The following is a 13,236-nucleotide window of genomic DNA, read 5'->3' as shown; positions in this document are numbered from 1 at the left end:
TGTTTGATCAACTCAAGAACATAACTCACATAGACCACACAAGGCACCGTAGCTGTGTTTCATTTATGGTGAACTTGATGGCAGGCCTCATCGCTTATACTTTTCAAGCAAAGAAACCGAGCATAAAAGTTACTCGGCTTTAGTTCTTATACAGATCTCAGGTTAGTTAAATGTTGAGAGTATTTTTTTTGAAAAACCGTTTTCCCTCAATTATGAGTAAATCAAAAATCAGGTCGAAAATTTCTCCGTGAACTAATTTTTTCTCCATGAAGTGTCGTGAACACAAATTGCTTTTTTACTCAATTATCGAATTAGGTTGAGCTGAATTTTTTAAAAATGAGAAATTTGCGATTCCAAATCTCCAAAGCATGAAAAGACTTTTTCATCAATTATTTAACTTAAAACGGAACAATTAATTTATGAAAAATGATTTTTGTTGTAATCTGGCTCAAGTGAATTTGCAGAATGAGATTTCGAGGGACGAAGCTGAAATCGTCCCCAAAAAATAAAAGTGATGATTCATAGAATAATCATTACTAATTTTTAATAACTCAATTTTTACCAATTTTGTGATGTTGTGAGGGAGAGGGGTGGCTTTTATATTCTGACGAAAGTTTGAAATTGAAAATTAAATTTAGCCCGTAAAGTGCAATTAATGAATGAAGTTAAAGTTTGTAAGGAATTAGAGGATCAATGCAACCTACAATACTATCGCAGAGTGAGAGGTAATTTCATTAAATATGGCTTTCAAAAACAAATGACTCTCTGCAAGGTATTGCAGGTTATAAGATATTTCGAATTAGCCAGCCTATCGCAGAATGATCGGTTTCCTGCGAGGAATAATATGCAGGTTAAATCAAACATTATTAGTTGGAACTTTCTCCTAAATAGTAATGAAGAAGATGAATACATTTTAAGTACTGAACTTACTTTAAGAGCTAGCCGAATTGTTCTATATGCTAGTTGGGCATGATTAAGACAAAGTACTACTAAGTCGATTGAAAAATTTTTGGCTTCTTGATTGGTAATTTAATAAATTCGTGCCTGTGTTGAATAAGGGTTTTGAAGCCTCACCTTCGGTCAAGTATTTGCAAAGACAATTTAATGAGTGAAGCTTTTTTGCTACCAGCAATAGAACTTTAAATCTTTCAATCAATCCATTTTTTAAAAATAAAACTCTGTAATGAAAGACAAAAATTTAGTCACAGCTCTAATTTTGAAAAACGTGCCTTATTTAATTAAGTAAAACTTTTCACCACCAGAAAAATTCAAAAAAATCACATCCTAAAGATTAAATTAACGGTTTCTGTTTTGCGGTTTTGTTAAAAGCTTTTTTCTTAAGAAGAACTTTTTATATCGAGTCTGAAAGTTAAAGACTTAGGGGAGGGAGATGAGTTTAGGAAAAACCAAAAGGGATGCATGACCAAAATATTTTGCATTTTCTTGCTCTGTTAATTTTATCTATGAATACCAAGGGTTCACTCAAAATTTATTATTTTACTGATAGTAACAAGATTCAAATATCTATCATTCCAAGTCAATTTTTCAGAATCGACTAAATAGGCATTTATCCCAATGAAAAAATGGCATTACATTTTGATTAAAAGTTGAAAGAGGAGCCATTTTGTTGGCGCTTTTCAGTTTATTGACCGTATCTAGGGCGTTGTTCATTATTGTCTTAGTGGAATGCTGATTACATTGTATCTTTTACTTAGTTCACCATTCTTTAATCTTTTAGGGCCTTCAAGATGTAAGGAATTATCGTAGTATCTTGCAAACTTTAATTTTATTTCTTGAGCTATATTTAAATTGTCTGAACGCACAAATATGTGATCTTCTTGTTCTATGCCAAGAATCGATTTGCAAAGAAGCTTACACTTATTTTCTATCTTAAGTTCCAATTGCTCAACATCTAATTGGAGCTTGGTAATCTCATCCAAAGCTTCATTAAGTAGTTTGTCGGTTTTATAACTGTCATTTCGAATTGATGCTGGCTGAACCTTATTAATGGTCTCTGCCAAATTACTCAAACTATCCAAACGCTCCAATTCAATGTTGAGCTCTTGTTCAAGATTCTCAATATCTTTAATTATTATTTTCGCTCTATCGGAATTTAACAAAGAAGTATTTAATAAAGTTTCGGGTATGTTACTTTGGTCTTTTAGCAGCGCAATTTCTAAAGGCTGTGATACGAAGTTTGCTTTTTCGAAGTGCTTAAAGTATCCACTGAAATAGAGGTAATTATTGGTTATGTGTAAATTAGAAACGATTGGTTGGTAATATTTTTCATTTAAAGAGTCGAACCAATTTGTGTATTGCCAATAAAAAACCACTTCTTTTAAATGGTGAGTATTAATTAAGTGCTTTGCCTTTTCAATTGAGTTTAATAACTCATAAGTTACAAAAACACCACACAAAGATGGAATAGTAGGGGCTAGATAATGACCTTTAAAAACTATGTCATTTCGTTTTTGCACACTTAAACATAGAAGCTTTTTGAGCATATGGATTATCTAATCTATTACATCGATATGTACTTTAGTTTAGTCAACTTTGAGAGAGCTTTAGAAATCGCGGTAAGATTTTTTAGATGTATTTAATTCATCGAGTAATAGTGCATTTAGCACATGTGATATTTACGTGATATTCCAGGCCACTACTTAAGCATTATTATTTCACTAGCAATGCACCTAAAAAACAAAAACCCTATTAAAATCAAGTGTTTTAATAGGGTTTTGATATTGCTATTTGGTGGAGCTGGGGGGATTTGAAAGTACGCGAGAACTGACGTAGTTACATGATTTCACTAATAATTACGAGTGTTGCTCTTTTTGGGGGCATTTGCCGTGACAAATTCAGCACTTTTTTATAAAGTACGTCCGTTCAGTTTTCCATGTTTTAAAGGGATATTATGGCTAAGCCTCAAGTTTTTGTTAGTTCCACCTATTATGATTTAAAGCACATTCGAGCTTCACTAGAGGGGTTTATAGAAAACCTTGGATATACGGCCATCTTATCAGATAAAGGAAGAATTGCGTATGATCCAGATATTCCATTGGATGAGTCTTGTTATCGCTCTGCGTCGGAATCAGAAATTTTTGTTTTGATTGTTGGTGGGCGCTACGGCTCGCCGGCTAGTGATGAAAAAGTAGTCGCAACACAAGAGTTTCATGAGCGATATGAAAGTGTAACCAAAAAAGAGTTTCAAGCTGCACGCTCAAACGATATTCCAACCTATATTCTGGTTGAAAAGTCCGTGTATGGCGAATACGAGACCTTTAGGAAGAATAGAAAAAATACTTCAGTAGAGTACGCCCATGTAGATTCGGTTAATGTATTTTTATTTTTAGATGAAATAATGTCGAAGCGCCGAAACAATCCGTTGCACCAATTTGAAAAGCATACTGATATAGAGTTTTGGTTAAAAGAGCAATGGGCCGGATTATTTCGAGAGCTCCTTGATAAAAGAAATACAAACAAGAAATTAGTGTCGCTATCAGATAAGGTAGAGCTTCTTTCAGAGATTAATAGTTCCTTACAAACATACTTAGAGGAAGTGATCAGGGCTGTGAAACCTGATGACGGTAATGCGATTATTCAAGCTGAACATACAAAGTTAAGTGAGAGTCAACTCAAAAAGAAGTTTTTAGATATAAGGTTCTTCTCCAGATTAATTGATGACCTAAATGTAGAGTATGACGAAGTAGTTGAATTAATTGAAACAGCAAAGAATGTCAAGGACTTTGCTGATAAGTTAGAAGAAAAATCTGATTTGGTAGTTAGCGACTTATATGAATACTGGCGCAAACAGAATGTGACTTCAATTATAACTGAGTTAAATAGCGCAAGAAGCTTATTAGGAAAACCTGCATTTCCAGAAAGTTTCCTATAATAGGCCGCTAATTAGCGGCTTTTTCGTGTCAATTTCAAATCATGCTCTTTAATGTAATTACCATAATGCCTAAAGAGCATTTCGGGTCCATCGTGTCCCATTTGGTCGGCAACCCACCATAGGTTGCTTCCCTTACTGATTAGCATGGTGGCGAAAGTGTGTCTTGCTTGGTAAGGGTGGCGGTAACGAACGCCGCTTTTCTTAAGTACGGGGATCCAAATATTTTTGCGCAATTGTGCTGCACCGGTTAACTGTTTTTTGCTGCGTGGTTCAATAAACACATACTTGCCGTGGCCTGTAACTGCTTTTTGTGACTTGAGTGCTTCGAGCGCCAAAGGGGGCAGTTCAATAACGCGATTACCTGATGATGTCTTAGTGCCTTTGGTAATGGCCTTTTTATTGGTGGAGTCCCAAATCACAGCTTCACACACTTTGATTTCTTCGTTGATCAAGTCAACATCAATCCATTGCAGTGCTGCTGCCTCCGACGGCCTAATACCCGTGTAAAACAGCACAGTGAGTAAATGGCGTTCGGGCTGGTTTCTGCAAGCATTTAAAATTGCTTCAATCTCTTTTGGCTTAAATGGGTCAACGTCCTCATGCTGGCCGCGAGTAGACACCTTTTCGACTTTATCCATATACTGATGTGGCTTTACTGAGGTGCATGGGTTTAGCGGTAATACACCGTCAACTACAGCTTCGTTCATTGCTGAATTTAATACGCTTAAACGGTTACGCATGGTTTTTAACGATACAGTCGAGTCTTTTACCAGTTGCTTAACATTGGCAGGGGTGAGGTTGGCGGCTTTGATGTGGTGTAAAGGCGATAATGCTCTGATCGCCTTTTCATAGCCCTCGATGGTAGAAACGCTTAAACCGCGCTTTCTACCATATTTAACGTAGTCGTTGAGGTAATCTAAAACCGTGGCCGTGGACTTTGCAGCAAACTTTTTGGCCTTGGGTGAGTTTGGGAAGTAATCACCATAATTAAACTTCCCAAGCGTGATCATGCGCTCAATTTCCTTTTTAAGCCCAAAGGCAAAATCCCAATCACCTTTTAATTCAGGATTTAATCCTGGTAAAGCTTCTCGGCAGCGTTCGTCCTGATAAAAGAACGTAATATACAGGCATTCACCTGACTTTAGTTGGCGTGTAAATACGCCGACGTGCTTGTTTGTCCCGCTGCCCACTTGTTTACCTCTTCAATGTTAATCCAACGACCTTTTGAACCACGCGGAACGTTATAGTGTGTTCCCTTTATCCAGTGTTTACGCCTGATCCGTTCGTCTAATGTGCCTTTCTCCTCTCCGTATAACCTTAAGTACATTTCCTGCGGTATCCATGAACCGATACAACCCATTTGATTTAACATATCTGTTCTCACTATTTAACATTGTTAGTCTCTGATATGATTACAGTACGATCATTCAGCTTGTAAAATATTATGTAATTATATCAAGCGTGGTCAAGTTTTTTGTAATATTATTTTGATTGTTTCTAATTTTTCTTATAAATTAGATTCATGCTATGAGGAGATATAGCTATGCAAAGTTGTAAAAAAATACAGAATTTAACAAAGACTGAATTGCTGAAAGTAGTTGGTGGAACTGGTGGAAGTGGACTAGATCCGGTGGATGAAAAGCCTAAAGCTAAGTCCTATATTGCTGCGCGCAATTCAGGTGACTCAATTAAAGGGGATTAATTTGTACAGTCCGTTTGAACAGTTATTAATATCTATAGGCGAGCATGTTGTACTCGCTTATGTTGTATTATGGCTGGTTTATCTGTGCGCTTTTAGAAGGCTCGATAGCTACAGTGTTAGCTTAAGTTGTTTAGTAGTCTTCTCTTTGCTCATGAATGTGTTGACTCCTTATTTGTATACCATTGCAACGGAGTACAGGGGAGGAGTCTCAAAAGCAATATGGCATTTCTCATTCGTTTCGATTTACATTTTATCAATGCATATGACTAGAAATTTGCATGACAAGTTTAAATTGAAGCTTACAAGGATAGCCATGGCAGCTATATGCCTATATGCAGTTCAAGCTGTTATGCATTTGATGCGCTTGGCTGAGAAACTGTTCCTTGAAACAAACTACTTGTCACACTTGTATACGTTTGTTGTTGTTAGTGTTAACATTATGTTTGTTTTTATTGCTGTTGCGTGTATTATCCGCACGATGCAAAAGCAAAATTTGTTGAAAGAAAGCGTATAGACGGTGTTATAAATGGATTTCGTTACTAATTTAGTTTTGTTTGTAGTTGCGCTGGCTTCAAGTTATTTGATATTCAAAGAGCTTGTTGCTGCAGGGCTTTTATTCAGGGCTTCTTGTAAGAGCATTGAATATTCAAATGTTGTCTGCTTGGATACTTATGTAAAGGGCAGAGCTATAGGGTTGAACGCAGAGGCCGTGAGTTCTGGTAGTTTGGCCGCTCAAATAATAATGCTAAAAAAGAGAGACGAAGTTCTTGCTCAAATTGAGAAAACGAAAGGAAGTAAAAATGGTTAAGCTGTTGAACATAGAAGAACTAACGAAAGTTTCTGGCGGTAATCCTATCAGACTGCCAATTGGGACAAGCCCATTTGATCCAAAGTAGTACAAATAAAAAGGCTCATTATTGAGCCTTTTTTAGTTTGAATAGTTTGTTTTCTAACTCTTCTTTCCGTTGTCTGTTTAGGGCAGATATCACGTCGTAAGCTTCTGCAATTCTGTTTTCACCCATTTTCTCGTAAACTCTAAAAAAAGAAACTATCTCTTCATCACTCAGATCATCAAGCCTTGCGAGTGTTTTGAATGCTTCGGTGAGAGCTTGTGCATCTATGCTATGCTTGTTGTCACTAACTGGTTCACTAATTAACAGTGAAACGTCTACGCCGAATAGTTTTGCTAAAGATTCAAGTTGAGCGTCAGATGCTACCTTTCTCCCACTGAAGTAATGGCTAACGCCTCCTTGAGTCTTAACGCCAAATATACCCATTAAGTCTTTTTGCTTTATACCTTGTTCTTTCATCAGGTATTTAACTTTACTTAACCAGTTTGGTGCTTCCATCAAAAACTTACCGAGAATGTAATTTATAAAAAGATATTACAGTTCAATTGGTTTCCAATCAAATCCCATATCTGATCAAAAAAACGTATTGCTAATATATCTCTAATATATTACATTCATTCTTGAGTTTGCTTACAGGTAAAATTACAGGAGGGATTGTGAAACTTATTGACTGGATAAAAGAGCAGAGCGATTCAAGAGCAAAGAAGCAAGAGTTGATAGCTTTTCTCGGTAAGTCTGAGGCTGCTGTAACCGCCTATATATATGGATATAGGAGAGTCCCAGATGATATTTCCAATAAAATATCCCAATTCACAGGCGGCGAAGTTTCTGCTGAGGCGTTAAAGGAACAGTATCAAATCTTCAACGACAGAGATGGGTCTTTTGCTCTGTCACCGCTAAAAGGGCGCAGAGTTGGAAAGCCGATTTTATCTGTCTGCATAAACGCGAGTCATGATGAGAAAGTGAACTTTTTAACGGCTGTTGCGAATGAGATTGCACTTGAGGGCGGGCAGCTATGAGCCAGTACATTGTCGAAGTGGATCAGCTAATTGACCCAAATGAAAACCCCGAACACTGGCAGCGTCAGGCTAGAAAAATTCGTGAAATCTTCAACGAAGCAAAAAGCCGTTTTCCAAACCCAATGCCGAAAGTGCAGCCAAAGCAAGAAGTAAACATTCCGCGTATTCACGGCAATAGCCCGTTACAAGGTTTGGCGTATGCTCGAATTCTCGCAAAAAAGGGTTGTATATGACTCGCACCGAATTTGTAAACGATACCGCGCAGCTTCATGCGTATTCCAACAACCGCAGCCAACCAAACGAGGCAGACTTTGCCTTTGCAGAGATTGTTACCCAACAACACGAAGAAGCGCGCGCCGCCAGCGGCCGCACTAATGGTATTTGGTTAGCCGCACCAGTTAACACCTGTTACGTAGAGGAAATTGAAGAATGATAGATTTTGAAAGTAATACACGACTGATCCCCATAATTTATTTTGGTGGAACAGTTGCATTGTTGATTGGTGGCATGGGTATCAATATCGCCACGAAAGAATGGCGCTATGAAACAGCTGGTAAAGCTGCACTTGTACAAGCCCAAAGTGAAAAGCGCATAAAAATAGAAGAGGCAAAAGCGGAGCTTGAATCTGCCAGATTCAAGGCTGAAGCGGATATTGAAAGAGCCAAAGGCATTGCTGAGGCTAACCGTATCATCAATGAGTCTTTAACAGATCAGTATGTTCGCTGGCTTTTTGTCGAAAATATTAAAGAGACAGAAAATCAGATCATTTACCTACCAACTGAAGCGGGCTTACCGATTTTAGAAAGTAGCCGTTTGAATAAATGAAAAACCAAGTAACAGATTCTATTCTCCATGAAGCAATCCAAAGCGCCCAGCAAGGCGCTTTTTTTCGTGATTCAATTCCAGACGTCTCTGAAACGGAGGTCGAAAATTCGATAACGTGGCAGGAGTACGTTGAATCATTTGCTCGATCTAATCGCGAAGCGCAAGCCCCGCAGGGGATTGAAAAAGTTAGGCTTGTCATAAGGTGCAAAAGTCCGACATCCGATTTAAGAAAGCCTAAAATGTCCAAAAGAGAGGCCGCACAGCACCACAAAGCGCAGCAATTAGAGCGTTTATACACTGACGCGGCTTTAAAACTCAGCCCTGAGAAGCGTGCAGAGTGGCTAGGTATCAAAGGTGATGAATGTCTGGACATAGAAACTGGTGAAGTTCGCCCGAAATTTGTTGCCGAAGTTGAAAAAAATCACTTCGAATCGCCAGTTGTGGGCAAAATTGAGCGTGAGGCTAATCCAAAATTAAACAAAAAGCCGAAAATCCTCAAACCACACTATCAAAATAATCGTGCGCACTTCCAAACTCGCAACTGGTGTGATGGTTATCGCATCGTTTGCACGCAAATGACGACAACCAGTGACGCACCGGACGCAAACACGGGTGATAGGTTAACCACAGAATTAACCAGTCGAGCGCGTGGAAAAATTATCGACAGTGGCCTCTACATGGCGGCTGTTAAAGGCGGCTTTACTGCATTTACCACGGTCACATTAGACGAAAAAGCACGCTGGCGCATGGATAACGACCATTATCGCAAGGTTGCTAAGCGCAAGGCTGGCACCACGCTCGCTGCGATTTATTCGCCTGAAGGCAATTTACTGCATGAGGAAATTACAACAAGCGGCGCTTATACAGCGGTGGAGTTTGAGCGCTCGACCATAGGGCAAGAGCTGAGCCCATTTTTAGACCTCGTCGGCAAAATGCACAAACGGGGTTGGACTGCATCGGGCAGAATATCAAAAACACCATCCGCCAAAAAATACTCCTGGGGCAAAGTTGAGTGTATTGGCCGTTCTGACCGTCTTTATCCGTGGGGTAAAGTGTCGTCGGTTGGAGCGAAAGGCCGTGTACATACCGATCTAATGCACAACAATGAACGTGTTTACCCGTGGGGCATTGTGGAGTGCATTGAGCAATGTGAAGCGCGTGCTATCACGAATGATGATATGGAAATTTGCAAAATCGAATGCGAGCAAGATCCAAGCAAGCGCCCTGTTTTTGATTACATTTGGGTAGCGGAAGCACCACCCCGAATACATGAAACGCGTGATTATCCGTGGGGCGAAGTTTCGTCAGTCGGACATCAAAACTATCATGCTCATTTGTTGATGAGATGGAACGTTGAGCCTGTTTATTTTCATGAGTGGGCGGCATTAATTGAAGAAAAATGGGGGCAGGGGTTTGTCACTATTGAGCGCATTAAAAATGCGGCTGCGGCTGCTAAATACCTACTAAAAGCGCTTGGTTATATGACTAAAGGCGGTGACGGTTCGCAAGGTGAGATACGTGGAAACCGCTACAATATTTCAAAGTATGCCCGTGCTGAAGCATGGGAGAATTGCGCAACGCATGAGTCCCAGCATATGTACGGGCTAATTCAGGAATATATGCAGGGGCTCGAAAAGCAGAGGCTAAGAAAGGCCAAAGCTGAAAAACGCCTGAAATCAACAATTGGCTTTGCTGAAAAGATGAAAGCCGTCAACAAGAAAGACCCAACCGAAAAGCGTGATCAGCTACTCAAAAAGCTGGAATCCCAAATTGCTGCAATGACTGAAAAAGTGCAGTCAATGGCAACTGACCTAAACGGCAACTTTGCCCGTGGTGGTGTTGCCAAGTTCTCCAACGACTCAAAATTTTTAGACTTCATTAACTGGGCGATTGGCGTTCGTGGTTGGCGCTTGCGCACTGTGTTTGGGTTAGATGACGACCAGCAACACCGCAAAGAGCAAAGGCAAGAAGAAAATACAGTGACTAACTTGCTTGTTAAAGCGCAGCAAGTGGTTGATGAGTCCATTGAATCGGTTGTGAATTTCTACAGTAGATACGAGAGGGTTATTGAATATGCGTGATGGGTACAAGTTAGCTGGAGCTACAGTGTTCCTTATTTTTGCGGGCTATGGAGCGTTAAAAGACCATATTTTTGATGGGATGTTGGAAGAGTGTATCAACGGCGGTTTAGAGCAGTCGGGCATCAAAATTACATGCAAAGTTGAGCGTGTGGAGTGGGTGAAAGAGTATCGACTCGACTTAGAAGATTAAGAATGAAAAAGGCGATTTAATGATAAGTATTTTCGGAGGTACACAATGAAGCAAGTGATAGAGAAATTTAAGCAGTGTGTCGAGTTAAAACAAAAAGCGGATTCTTTGTCTGTATGGCAAATGGATAAAAAAGTCGAGCTTGCTGATCAGGCGGTAAACCTGTCATTTGGGGTAATAGGCGGTTTGATTGACAAAGTCGCCCAACTTGAAAAACAAGTAGAGGAGTTGAAACCATGAAGACCGTACCACTAAACGGCGGCACTGTACCGCTCAGAGGTAGCAAAAACCCTGTCTTAGGCGTATTCCGTCACCATTGCGGTAGCATTGCAACCGTTCACCAACCAAAAGGCCGAAAGGCGCACTTACGCTATTTATTGTGTGACGAGTGCGGTACAGACCAAGGTGCTCGTGAGCCATATCAAGAGAAAATCCGTGCAAATATGCAACCAAATATTGAAGCACTGTTGGCCGCTGAGGGGGAAAGCCCTGTAGCGCCGCCAGAGGTAACACCAACCGAAGAACCGATAGAAACCACGCCAGATGTGGTTTTAGAGGTGGTAACGCCTACCGTTGAGCAAGTAACCGAACAACCGACACAAACCACGAATGACGTGGTTTCGGAGGTGGTTGAACAGTTGCAACCTGAGCCAAAGCCCCAACCAGTTCACACGCCAAACAAACCAGCAGCGAACGATCCGATACAACCCAAGAAACTGGCGGTTTGTATCGGTCTCGGTGGGTTAATCGGTGGCCTATTCGCATTAGCAAGATAATTAAGGAAAAAATCATGACAGACAGCAACGATAACATTGAGCAACAAACCGCAGAACAAGAGGTTGTAGAGAAACCTGAGAACAGCTTTATGGACGGTCGAGAGGGGGAGGCGGCAGCACTTGCGGCCAGTCTCGGCCAAATTGACCAAGAGCACGATTTTGTGCCGAAGCCAGAGCAAGCCCCGCAAACAAGTGGTGAGCAAGACACCCATCAAGTCAATGCCGCAACAATGTCGCCAGATATGGCGCAAGGTTTGGCGTTCGCTGCTATTGAGTCGTATGAGTCGATTATCAAAACGATGGTAGGTCAAGACTTTGCCTTGACCGAAAACATGAAGAAAGAAGCGGTTATGAAGTATGGGCCGCTTATCGTGAAGTATGGCCCAACCGCTATTGGTACGTTCGGGCAATACAAAGATGAAATCATGGCTGGCCTGTTTACTGTGGCACTAGTTAAAGAGTCATTTACTCAGGTTCGCGCTATCAAAGCAATCGCCGCTAACCAACCAGTTAAACCGACAGAAACCAAGCAGGACGAGGTTCAGGAGGATGCTGCATGACTCCTATTAGGCCAAACGATGCCCTAGATGCGCAGCACTGTTTATACGCTGGTACAACGGGGGCGGGTAAATCGACGGCTGTACGCCAAATGGGAAGAATTAAAGAGACCGACCAAGTTCTCATGTGGGATCCATACGGACAATACAAAAACCAGCGATTTTTAAACCGTGAAGTACGTACTTACAGCAATTTGCGTGAATTTTTCAATGCAGCTAAAGCGGGGCGCCAGACTAATCGGGGTTTTAAGATTGCGTTTACTCCCAAAAACCTGCCTAGTAGCACTGCTCAGCGTCGCAAGGTGTTCCTCTCATTTTTAAAAGCGTGCTGGGCGCTGGGTGATGGTCATCATAAAAAGTTACTGCACTTGTATCTTGAAGAAATCAACCGTGTAACCGTGACATCGGGCGATGAAGATTCTCTATACGGTGAATTGCTTGAAGGTGGGCGAAAGTTTGGTTTCGTTGTACATAGCGTGAGCCAGCGTTTGCAGCCAATTCCTAACACAGTAATTTCAATGTCCCCGTACAAATGGATAGGTATCCAAGAGGCTATTGGCGATGTGTCCCGTGTTGCCAGAGAAATCGGGGTCACTGAAAAGCAAATAACAGACCTTGAGCCGCTAGAATACTACTTCAAAAATGGCCGAGGGTTTAACAATGTGACCAAAGGCAAGTTGAAGTTTCCAAAGAAAAAAGCCGCATAATGTACTTCGTCACTTTTCTGCTATAGTTTTTGTGGTTTTTAAATAAGGAAAAATTATGGAAATTAATGAAATTCTGAAACTAGTACCAACAAAATCGACTTCAATGTCTAATGAGCTAACTACGGACTTCGATAAATATACAGATAGTCAAAAGCACAAAGTTGCAGTTCTGGCTGCTCTTGAGTTGATCAAGGTTGATATTGGTACGGAGGGTTCATCTTCCGGCTTAGAAAATCACTTGTACAACCTAAATCAGTACGCGGAATACATTTTAGGCGCGATCGAAAAGTCAGAGTAAAGAGTACTTACTATAGATATACAAGCTGCTTCTAGCAGCTTTTTAACCCTAATTTAACCTAATAGGTTACCCCTGCCAACTCCCCATTGACGCTAACCGAAACGCTTCTCTACGTTAAAAAGCACATTCACCACAACGAGAGAACACTTAACCATGAATCAAATATATCTAGCAGTAAGTACGGGCTCTGCGGTTGTGGCGTTTGTACTTGTAAAACTTCTATCAGGAAAGCAACAACCAAAGGGACATGAACCAAATGAATAAAGCGATGAAAGGACACTTGATTACTGCTGGTATTGCGGCGGTTATCGCGGCGGCAGTGGTATGGGCATCAAACAACG

General features: G+C 40.6%; 18 protein-coding genes and 1 pseudogene. 15 read left to right on the top strand and 4 right to left on the bottom strand.

Annotated features, from left to right (window positions below; genetic code table 11):
• Positions 1–143: pseudogene (locus L3V43_RS20725) on the top strand (IS982 family transposase); the annotation flags it as partial.
• Positions 144–1,670: 1,527 nt separating this feature from the next.
• Here L3V43_RS20725 and L3V43_RS20720 read toward each other — a convergent pair.
• Positions 1,671–2,504, bottom strand: a complete 834-nt coding sequence (locus L3V43_RS20720) for a hypothetical protein (RefSeq protein WP_237117283.1) — start codon at positions 2,502–2,504, stop codon at positions 1,671–1,673.
• A gap of 407 nt (positions 2,505–2,911) precedes the next feature.
• On the opposite strand from L3V43_RS20720, the gene L3V43_RS20715 reads away from it, so the two are divergent.
• Positions 2,912–3,892: a DUF4062 domain-containing protein gene (locus L3V43_RS20715; RefSeq protein ID WP_237117284.1), complete on the top strand. Its 981-nt coding sequence runs from the start codon at positions 2,912–2,914 to the stop codon at positions 3,890–3,892.
• An 11-nt stretch (positions 3,893–3,903) separates the two neighbouring features.
• On the opposite strand, the gene L3V43_RS20710 is transcribed toward L3V43_RS20715, so the two are convergent.
• On the bottom strand, positions 3,904–5,082 hold the full coding sequence (locus L3V43_RS20710) for a site-specific integrase (RefSeq protein ID WP_237117285.1): 1,179 nt from the start codon (positions 5,080–5,082) through the stop codon (positions 3,904–3,906).
• Positions 5,034–5,264 carry a hypothetical protein gene (locus L3V43_RS20705; RefSeq protein WP_171040195.1) on the bottom strand — a complete coding sequence of 77 codons (231 nt, stop codon included), beginning with the start codon at positions 5,262–5,264 and terminating at the stop codon, positions 5,034–5,036. Before L3V43_RS20705 ends, L3V43_RS20710 begins: the two co-directional genes overlap by 49 nt.
• A 171-nt stretch (positions 5,265–5,435) precedes the next feature.
• Between L3V43_RS20705 and L3V43_RS20700 the strand changes: the two genes are divergently transcribed.
• Together L3V43_RS20700 and L3V43_RS20695 are read left to right on the top strand one after the other, a co-directional pair.
• On the top strand, positions 5,436–5,594 hold the full coding sequence (locus tag L3V43_RS20700) for a hypothetical protein (protein WP_171040196.1): 159 nt from the start codon (positions 5,436–5,438) through the stop codon (positions 5,592–5,594).
• Positions 5,595–6,120: 526 nt separating this feature from the next.
• Complete coding sequence (locus L3V43_RS20695; protein ID WP_138580525.1) at positions 6,121–6,402, top strand: hypothetical protein; 282 nt, start codon at positions 6,121–6,123, stop codon at positions 6,400–6,402.
• 106 nt (positions 6,403–6,508) lie between these two features.
• On the opposite strand, the gene L3V43_RS20690 is transcribed toward L3V43_RS20695, so the two are convergent.
• Complete coding sequence (locus tag L3V43_RS20690) at positions 6,509–6,943, bottom strand: helix-turn-helix transcriptional regulator (RefSeq protein ID WP_138580526.1); 435 nt, start codon at positions 6,941–6,943, stop codon at positions 6,509–6,511.
• A 158-nt stretch (positions 6,944–7,101) separates the two neighbouring features.
• Here L3V43_RS20690 and L3V43_RS20685 point away from each other — a divergent pair, with 158 nt between their 5' ends.
• The 11 genes from L3V43_RS20685 to L3V43_RS20635 are packed head-to-tail and all read left to right on the top strand — an operon-like array spanning position 7,102 to position 12,895.
• A complete protein-coding gene (locus L3V43_RS20685; protein WP_138580527.1) occupies positions 7,102–7,464 on the top strand; it encodes a helix-turn-helix domain-containing protein in 363 nt (120 codons plus the stop codon).
• On the top strand, positions 7,461–7,697 hold the full coding sequence (locus L3V43_RS20680) for a hypothetical protein (protein ID WP_211868548.1): 237 nt from the start codon (positions 7,461–7,463) through the stop codon (positions 7,695–7,697). The genes L3V43_RS20685 and L3V43_RS20680 overlap by 4 nt, the downstream gene beginning before the upstream one ends.
• A complete protein-coding gene (locus tag L3V43_RS20675; protein WP_237117286.1) occupies positions 7,694–7,897 on the top strand; it encodes a hypothetical protein in 204 nt (67 codons plus the stop codon). The genes L3V43_RS20680 and L3V43_RS20675 overlap by 4 nt, the downstream gene beginning before the upstream one ends.
• Positions 7,894–8,289, top strand: a complete 396-nt coding sequence (locus L3V43_RS20670; RefSeq protein ID WP_237117287.1) for a hypothetical protein — start codon at positions 7,894–7,896, stop codon at positions 8,287–8,289. The genes L3V43_RS20675 and L3V43_RS20670 overlap by 4 nt, the downstream gene beginning before the upstream one ends.
• Positions 8,286–10,370, top strand: coding sequence for a hypothetical protein (locus tag L3V43_RS20665; protein WP_237117288.1), 2,085 nt, complete (start codon positions 8,286–8,288; stop codon positions 10,368–10,370). Before L3V43_RS20670 ends, L3V43_RS20665 begins: the two co-directional genes overlap by 4 nt.
• Positions 10,363–10,560, top strand: a complete 198-nt coding sequence (locus L3V43_RS20660) for a hypothetical protein (protein WP_237117289.1) — start codon at positions 10,363–10,365, stop codon at positions 10,558–10,560. Before L3V43_RS20665 ends, L3V43_RS20660 begins: the two co-directional genes overlap by 8 nt.
• 45 nt (positions 10,561–10,605) lie before the next feature.
• Positions 10,606–10,797: a hypothetical protein gene (locus tag L3V43_RS20655; RefSeq protein WP_237117290.1), complete on the top strand. Its 192-nt coding sequence runs from the start codon at positions 10,606–10,608 to the stop codon at positions 10,795–10,797.
• The gene (locus tag L3V43_RS20650; protein ID WP_237117291.1) at positions 10,794–11,333 is read left to right on the top strand and encodes a hypothetical protein; all 540 of its coding nucleotides are present in this window, start codon (positions 10,794–10,796) and stop codon (positions 11,331–11,333) included. Before L3V43_RS20655 ends, L3V43_RS20650 begins: the two co-directional genes overlap by 4 nt.
• A gap of 14 nt (positions 11,334–11,347) precedes the next feature.
• Positions 11,348–11,893, top strand: a complete 546-nt coding sequence (locus L3V43_RS20645; RefSeq protein WP_237117292.1) for a hypothetical protein — start codon at positions 11,348–11,350, stop codon at positions 11,891–11,893.
• Positions 11,890–12,597 carry a hypothetical protein gene (locus L3V43_RS20640; protein ID WP_237117293.1) on the top strand — a complete coding sequence of 236 codons (708 nt, stop codon included), beginning with the start codon at positions 11,890–11,892 and terminating at the stop codon, positions 12,595–12,597. The genes L3V43_RS20645 and L3V43_RS20640 overlap by 4 nt, the downstream gene beginning before the upstream one ends.
• A 55-nt stretch (positions 12,598–12,652) precedes the next feature.
• Positions 12,653–12,895 (top strand): hypothetical protein, encoded by a 243-nt coding sequence (locus L3V43_RS20635; protein ID WP_237117294.1) that lies wholly within the window; start codon positions 12,653–12,655, stop codon positions 12,893–12,895.
• The last annotated feature ends 341 nt before the right edge of the window (positions 12,896–13,236 follow it).

The organism is Pseudoalteromonas sp. L23 (assembly GCF_021728455.1).
Classification (GTDB): domain Bacteria; phylum Pseudomonadota; class Gammaproteobacteria; order Enterobacterales; family Alteromonadaceae; genus Pseudoalteromonas.
The sequence above is the reverse complement of the archived record's forward strand: the minus strand, read 5'-3'. Positions and strand labels throughout refer to the sequence as shown.

Coding starts and splice junctions, on each gene's coding strand:
- L3V43_RS20720 (WP_237117283.1), bottom strand. CDS start 2,504: ATGCTCAAAAAGCTTCTATGTTTAAGTGTGCAAAAACGAAATGACATA.
- L3V43_RS20715 (WP_237117284.1), top strand. CDS start 2,912: ATGGCTAAGCCTCAAGTTTTTGTTAGTTCCACCTATTATGATTTAAAG.
- L3V43_RS20705 (WP_171040195.1), bottom strand. CDS start 5,264: ATGTTAAATCAAATGGGTTGTATCGGTTCATGGATACCGCAGGAAATG.
- L3V43_RS20700 (WP_171040196.1), top strand. CDS start 5,436: ATGCAAAGTTGTAAAAAAATACAGAATTTAACAAAGACTGAATTGCTG.
- L3V43_RS20695 (WP_138580525.1), top strand. CDS start 6,121: ATGGATTTCGTTACTAATTTAGTTTTGTTTGTAGTTGCGCTGGCTTCA.
- L3V43_RS20690 (WP_138580526.1), bottom strand. CDS start 6,943: ATGGAAGCACCAAACTGGTTAAGTAAAGTTAAATACCTGATGAAAGAA.
- L3V43_RS20680 (WP_211868548.1), top strand. CDS start 7,461: ATGAGCCAGTACATTGTCGAAGTGGATCAGCTAATTGACCCAAATGAA.
- L3V43_RS20675 (WP_237117286.1), top strand. CDS start 7,694: ATGACTCGCACCGAATTTGTAAACGATACCGCGCAGCTTCATGCGTAT.
- L3V43_RS20670 (WP_237117287.1), top strand. CDS start 7,894: ATGATAGATTTTGAAAGTAATACACGACTGATCCCCATAATTTATTTT.
- L3V43_RS20665 (WP_237117288.1), top strand. CDS start 8,286: ATGAAAAACCAAGTAACAGATTCTATTCTCCATGAAGCAATCCAAAGC.
- L3V43_RS20660 (WP_237117289.1), top strand. CDS start 10,363: ATGCGTGATGGGTACAAGTTAGCTGGAGCTACAGTGTTCCTTATTTTT.
- L3V43_RS20655 (WP_237117290.1), top strand. CDS start 10,606: ATGAAGCAAGTGATAGAGAAATTTAAGCAGTGTGTCGAGTTAAAACAA.
- L3V43_RS20650 (WP_237117291.1), top strand. CDS start 10,794: ATGAAGACCGTACCACTAAACGGCGGCACTGTACCGCTCAGAGGTAGC.
- L3V43_RS20645 (WP_237117292.1), top strand. CDS start 11,348: ATGACAGACAGCAACGATAACATTGAGCAACAAACCGCAGAACAAGAG.
- L3V43_RS20640 (WP_237117293.1), top strand. CDS start 11,890: ATGACTCCTATTAGGCCAAACGATGCCCTAGATGCGCAGCACTGTTTA.
- L3V43_RS20635 (WP_237117294.1), top strand. CDS start 12,653: ATGGAAATTAATGAAATTCTGAAACTAGTACCAACAAAATCGACTTCA.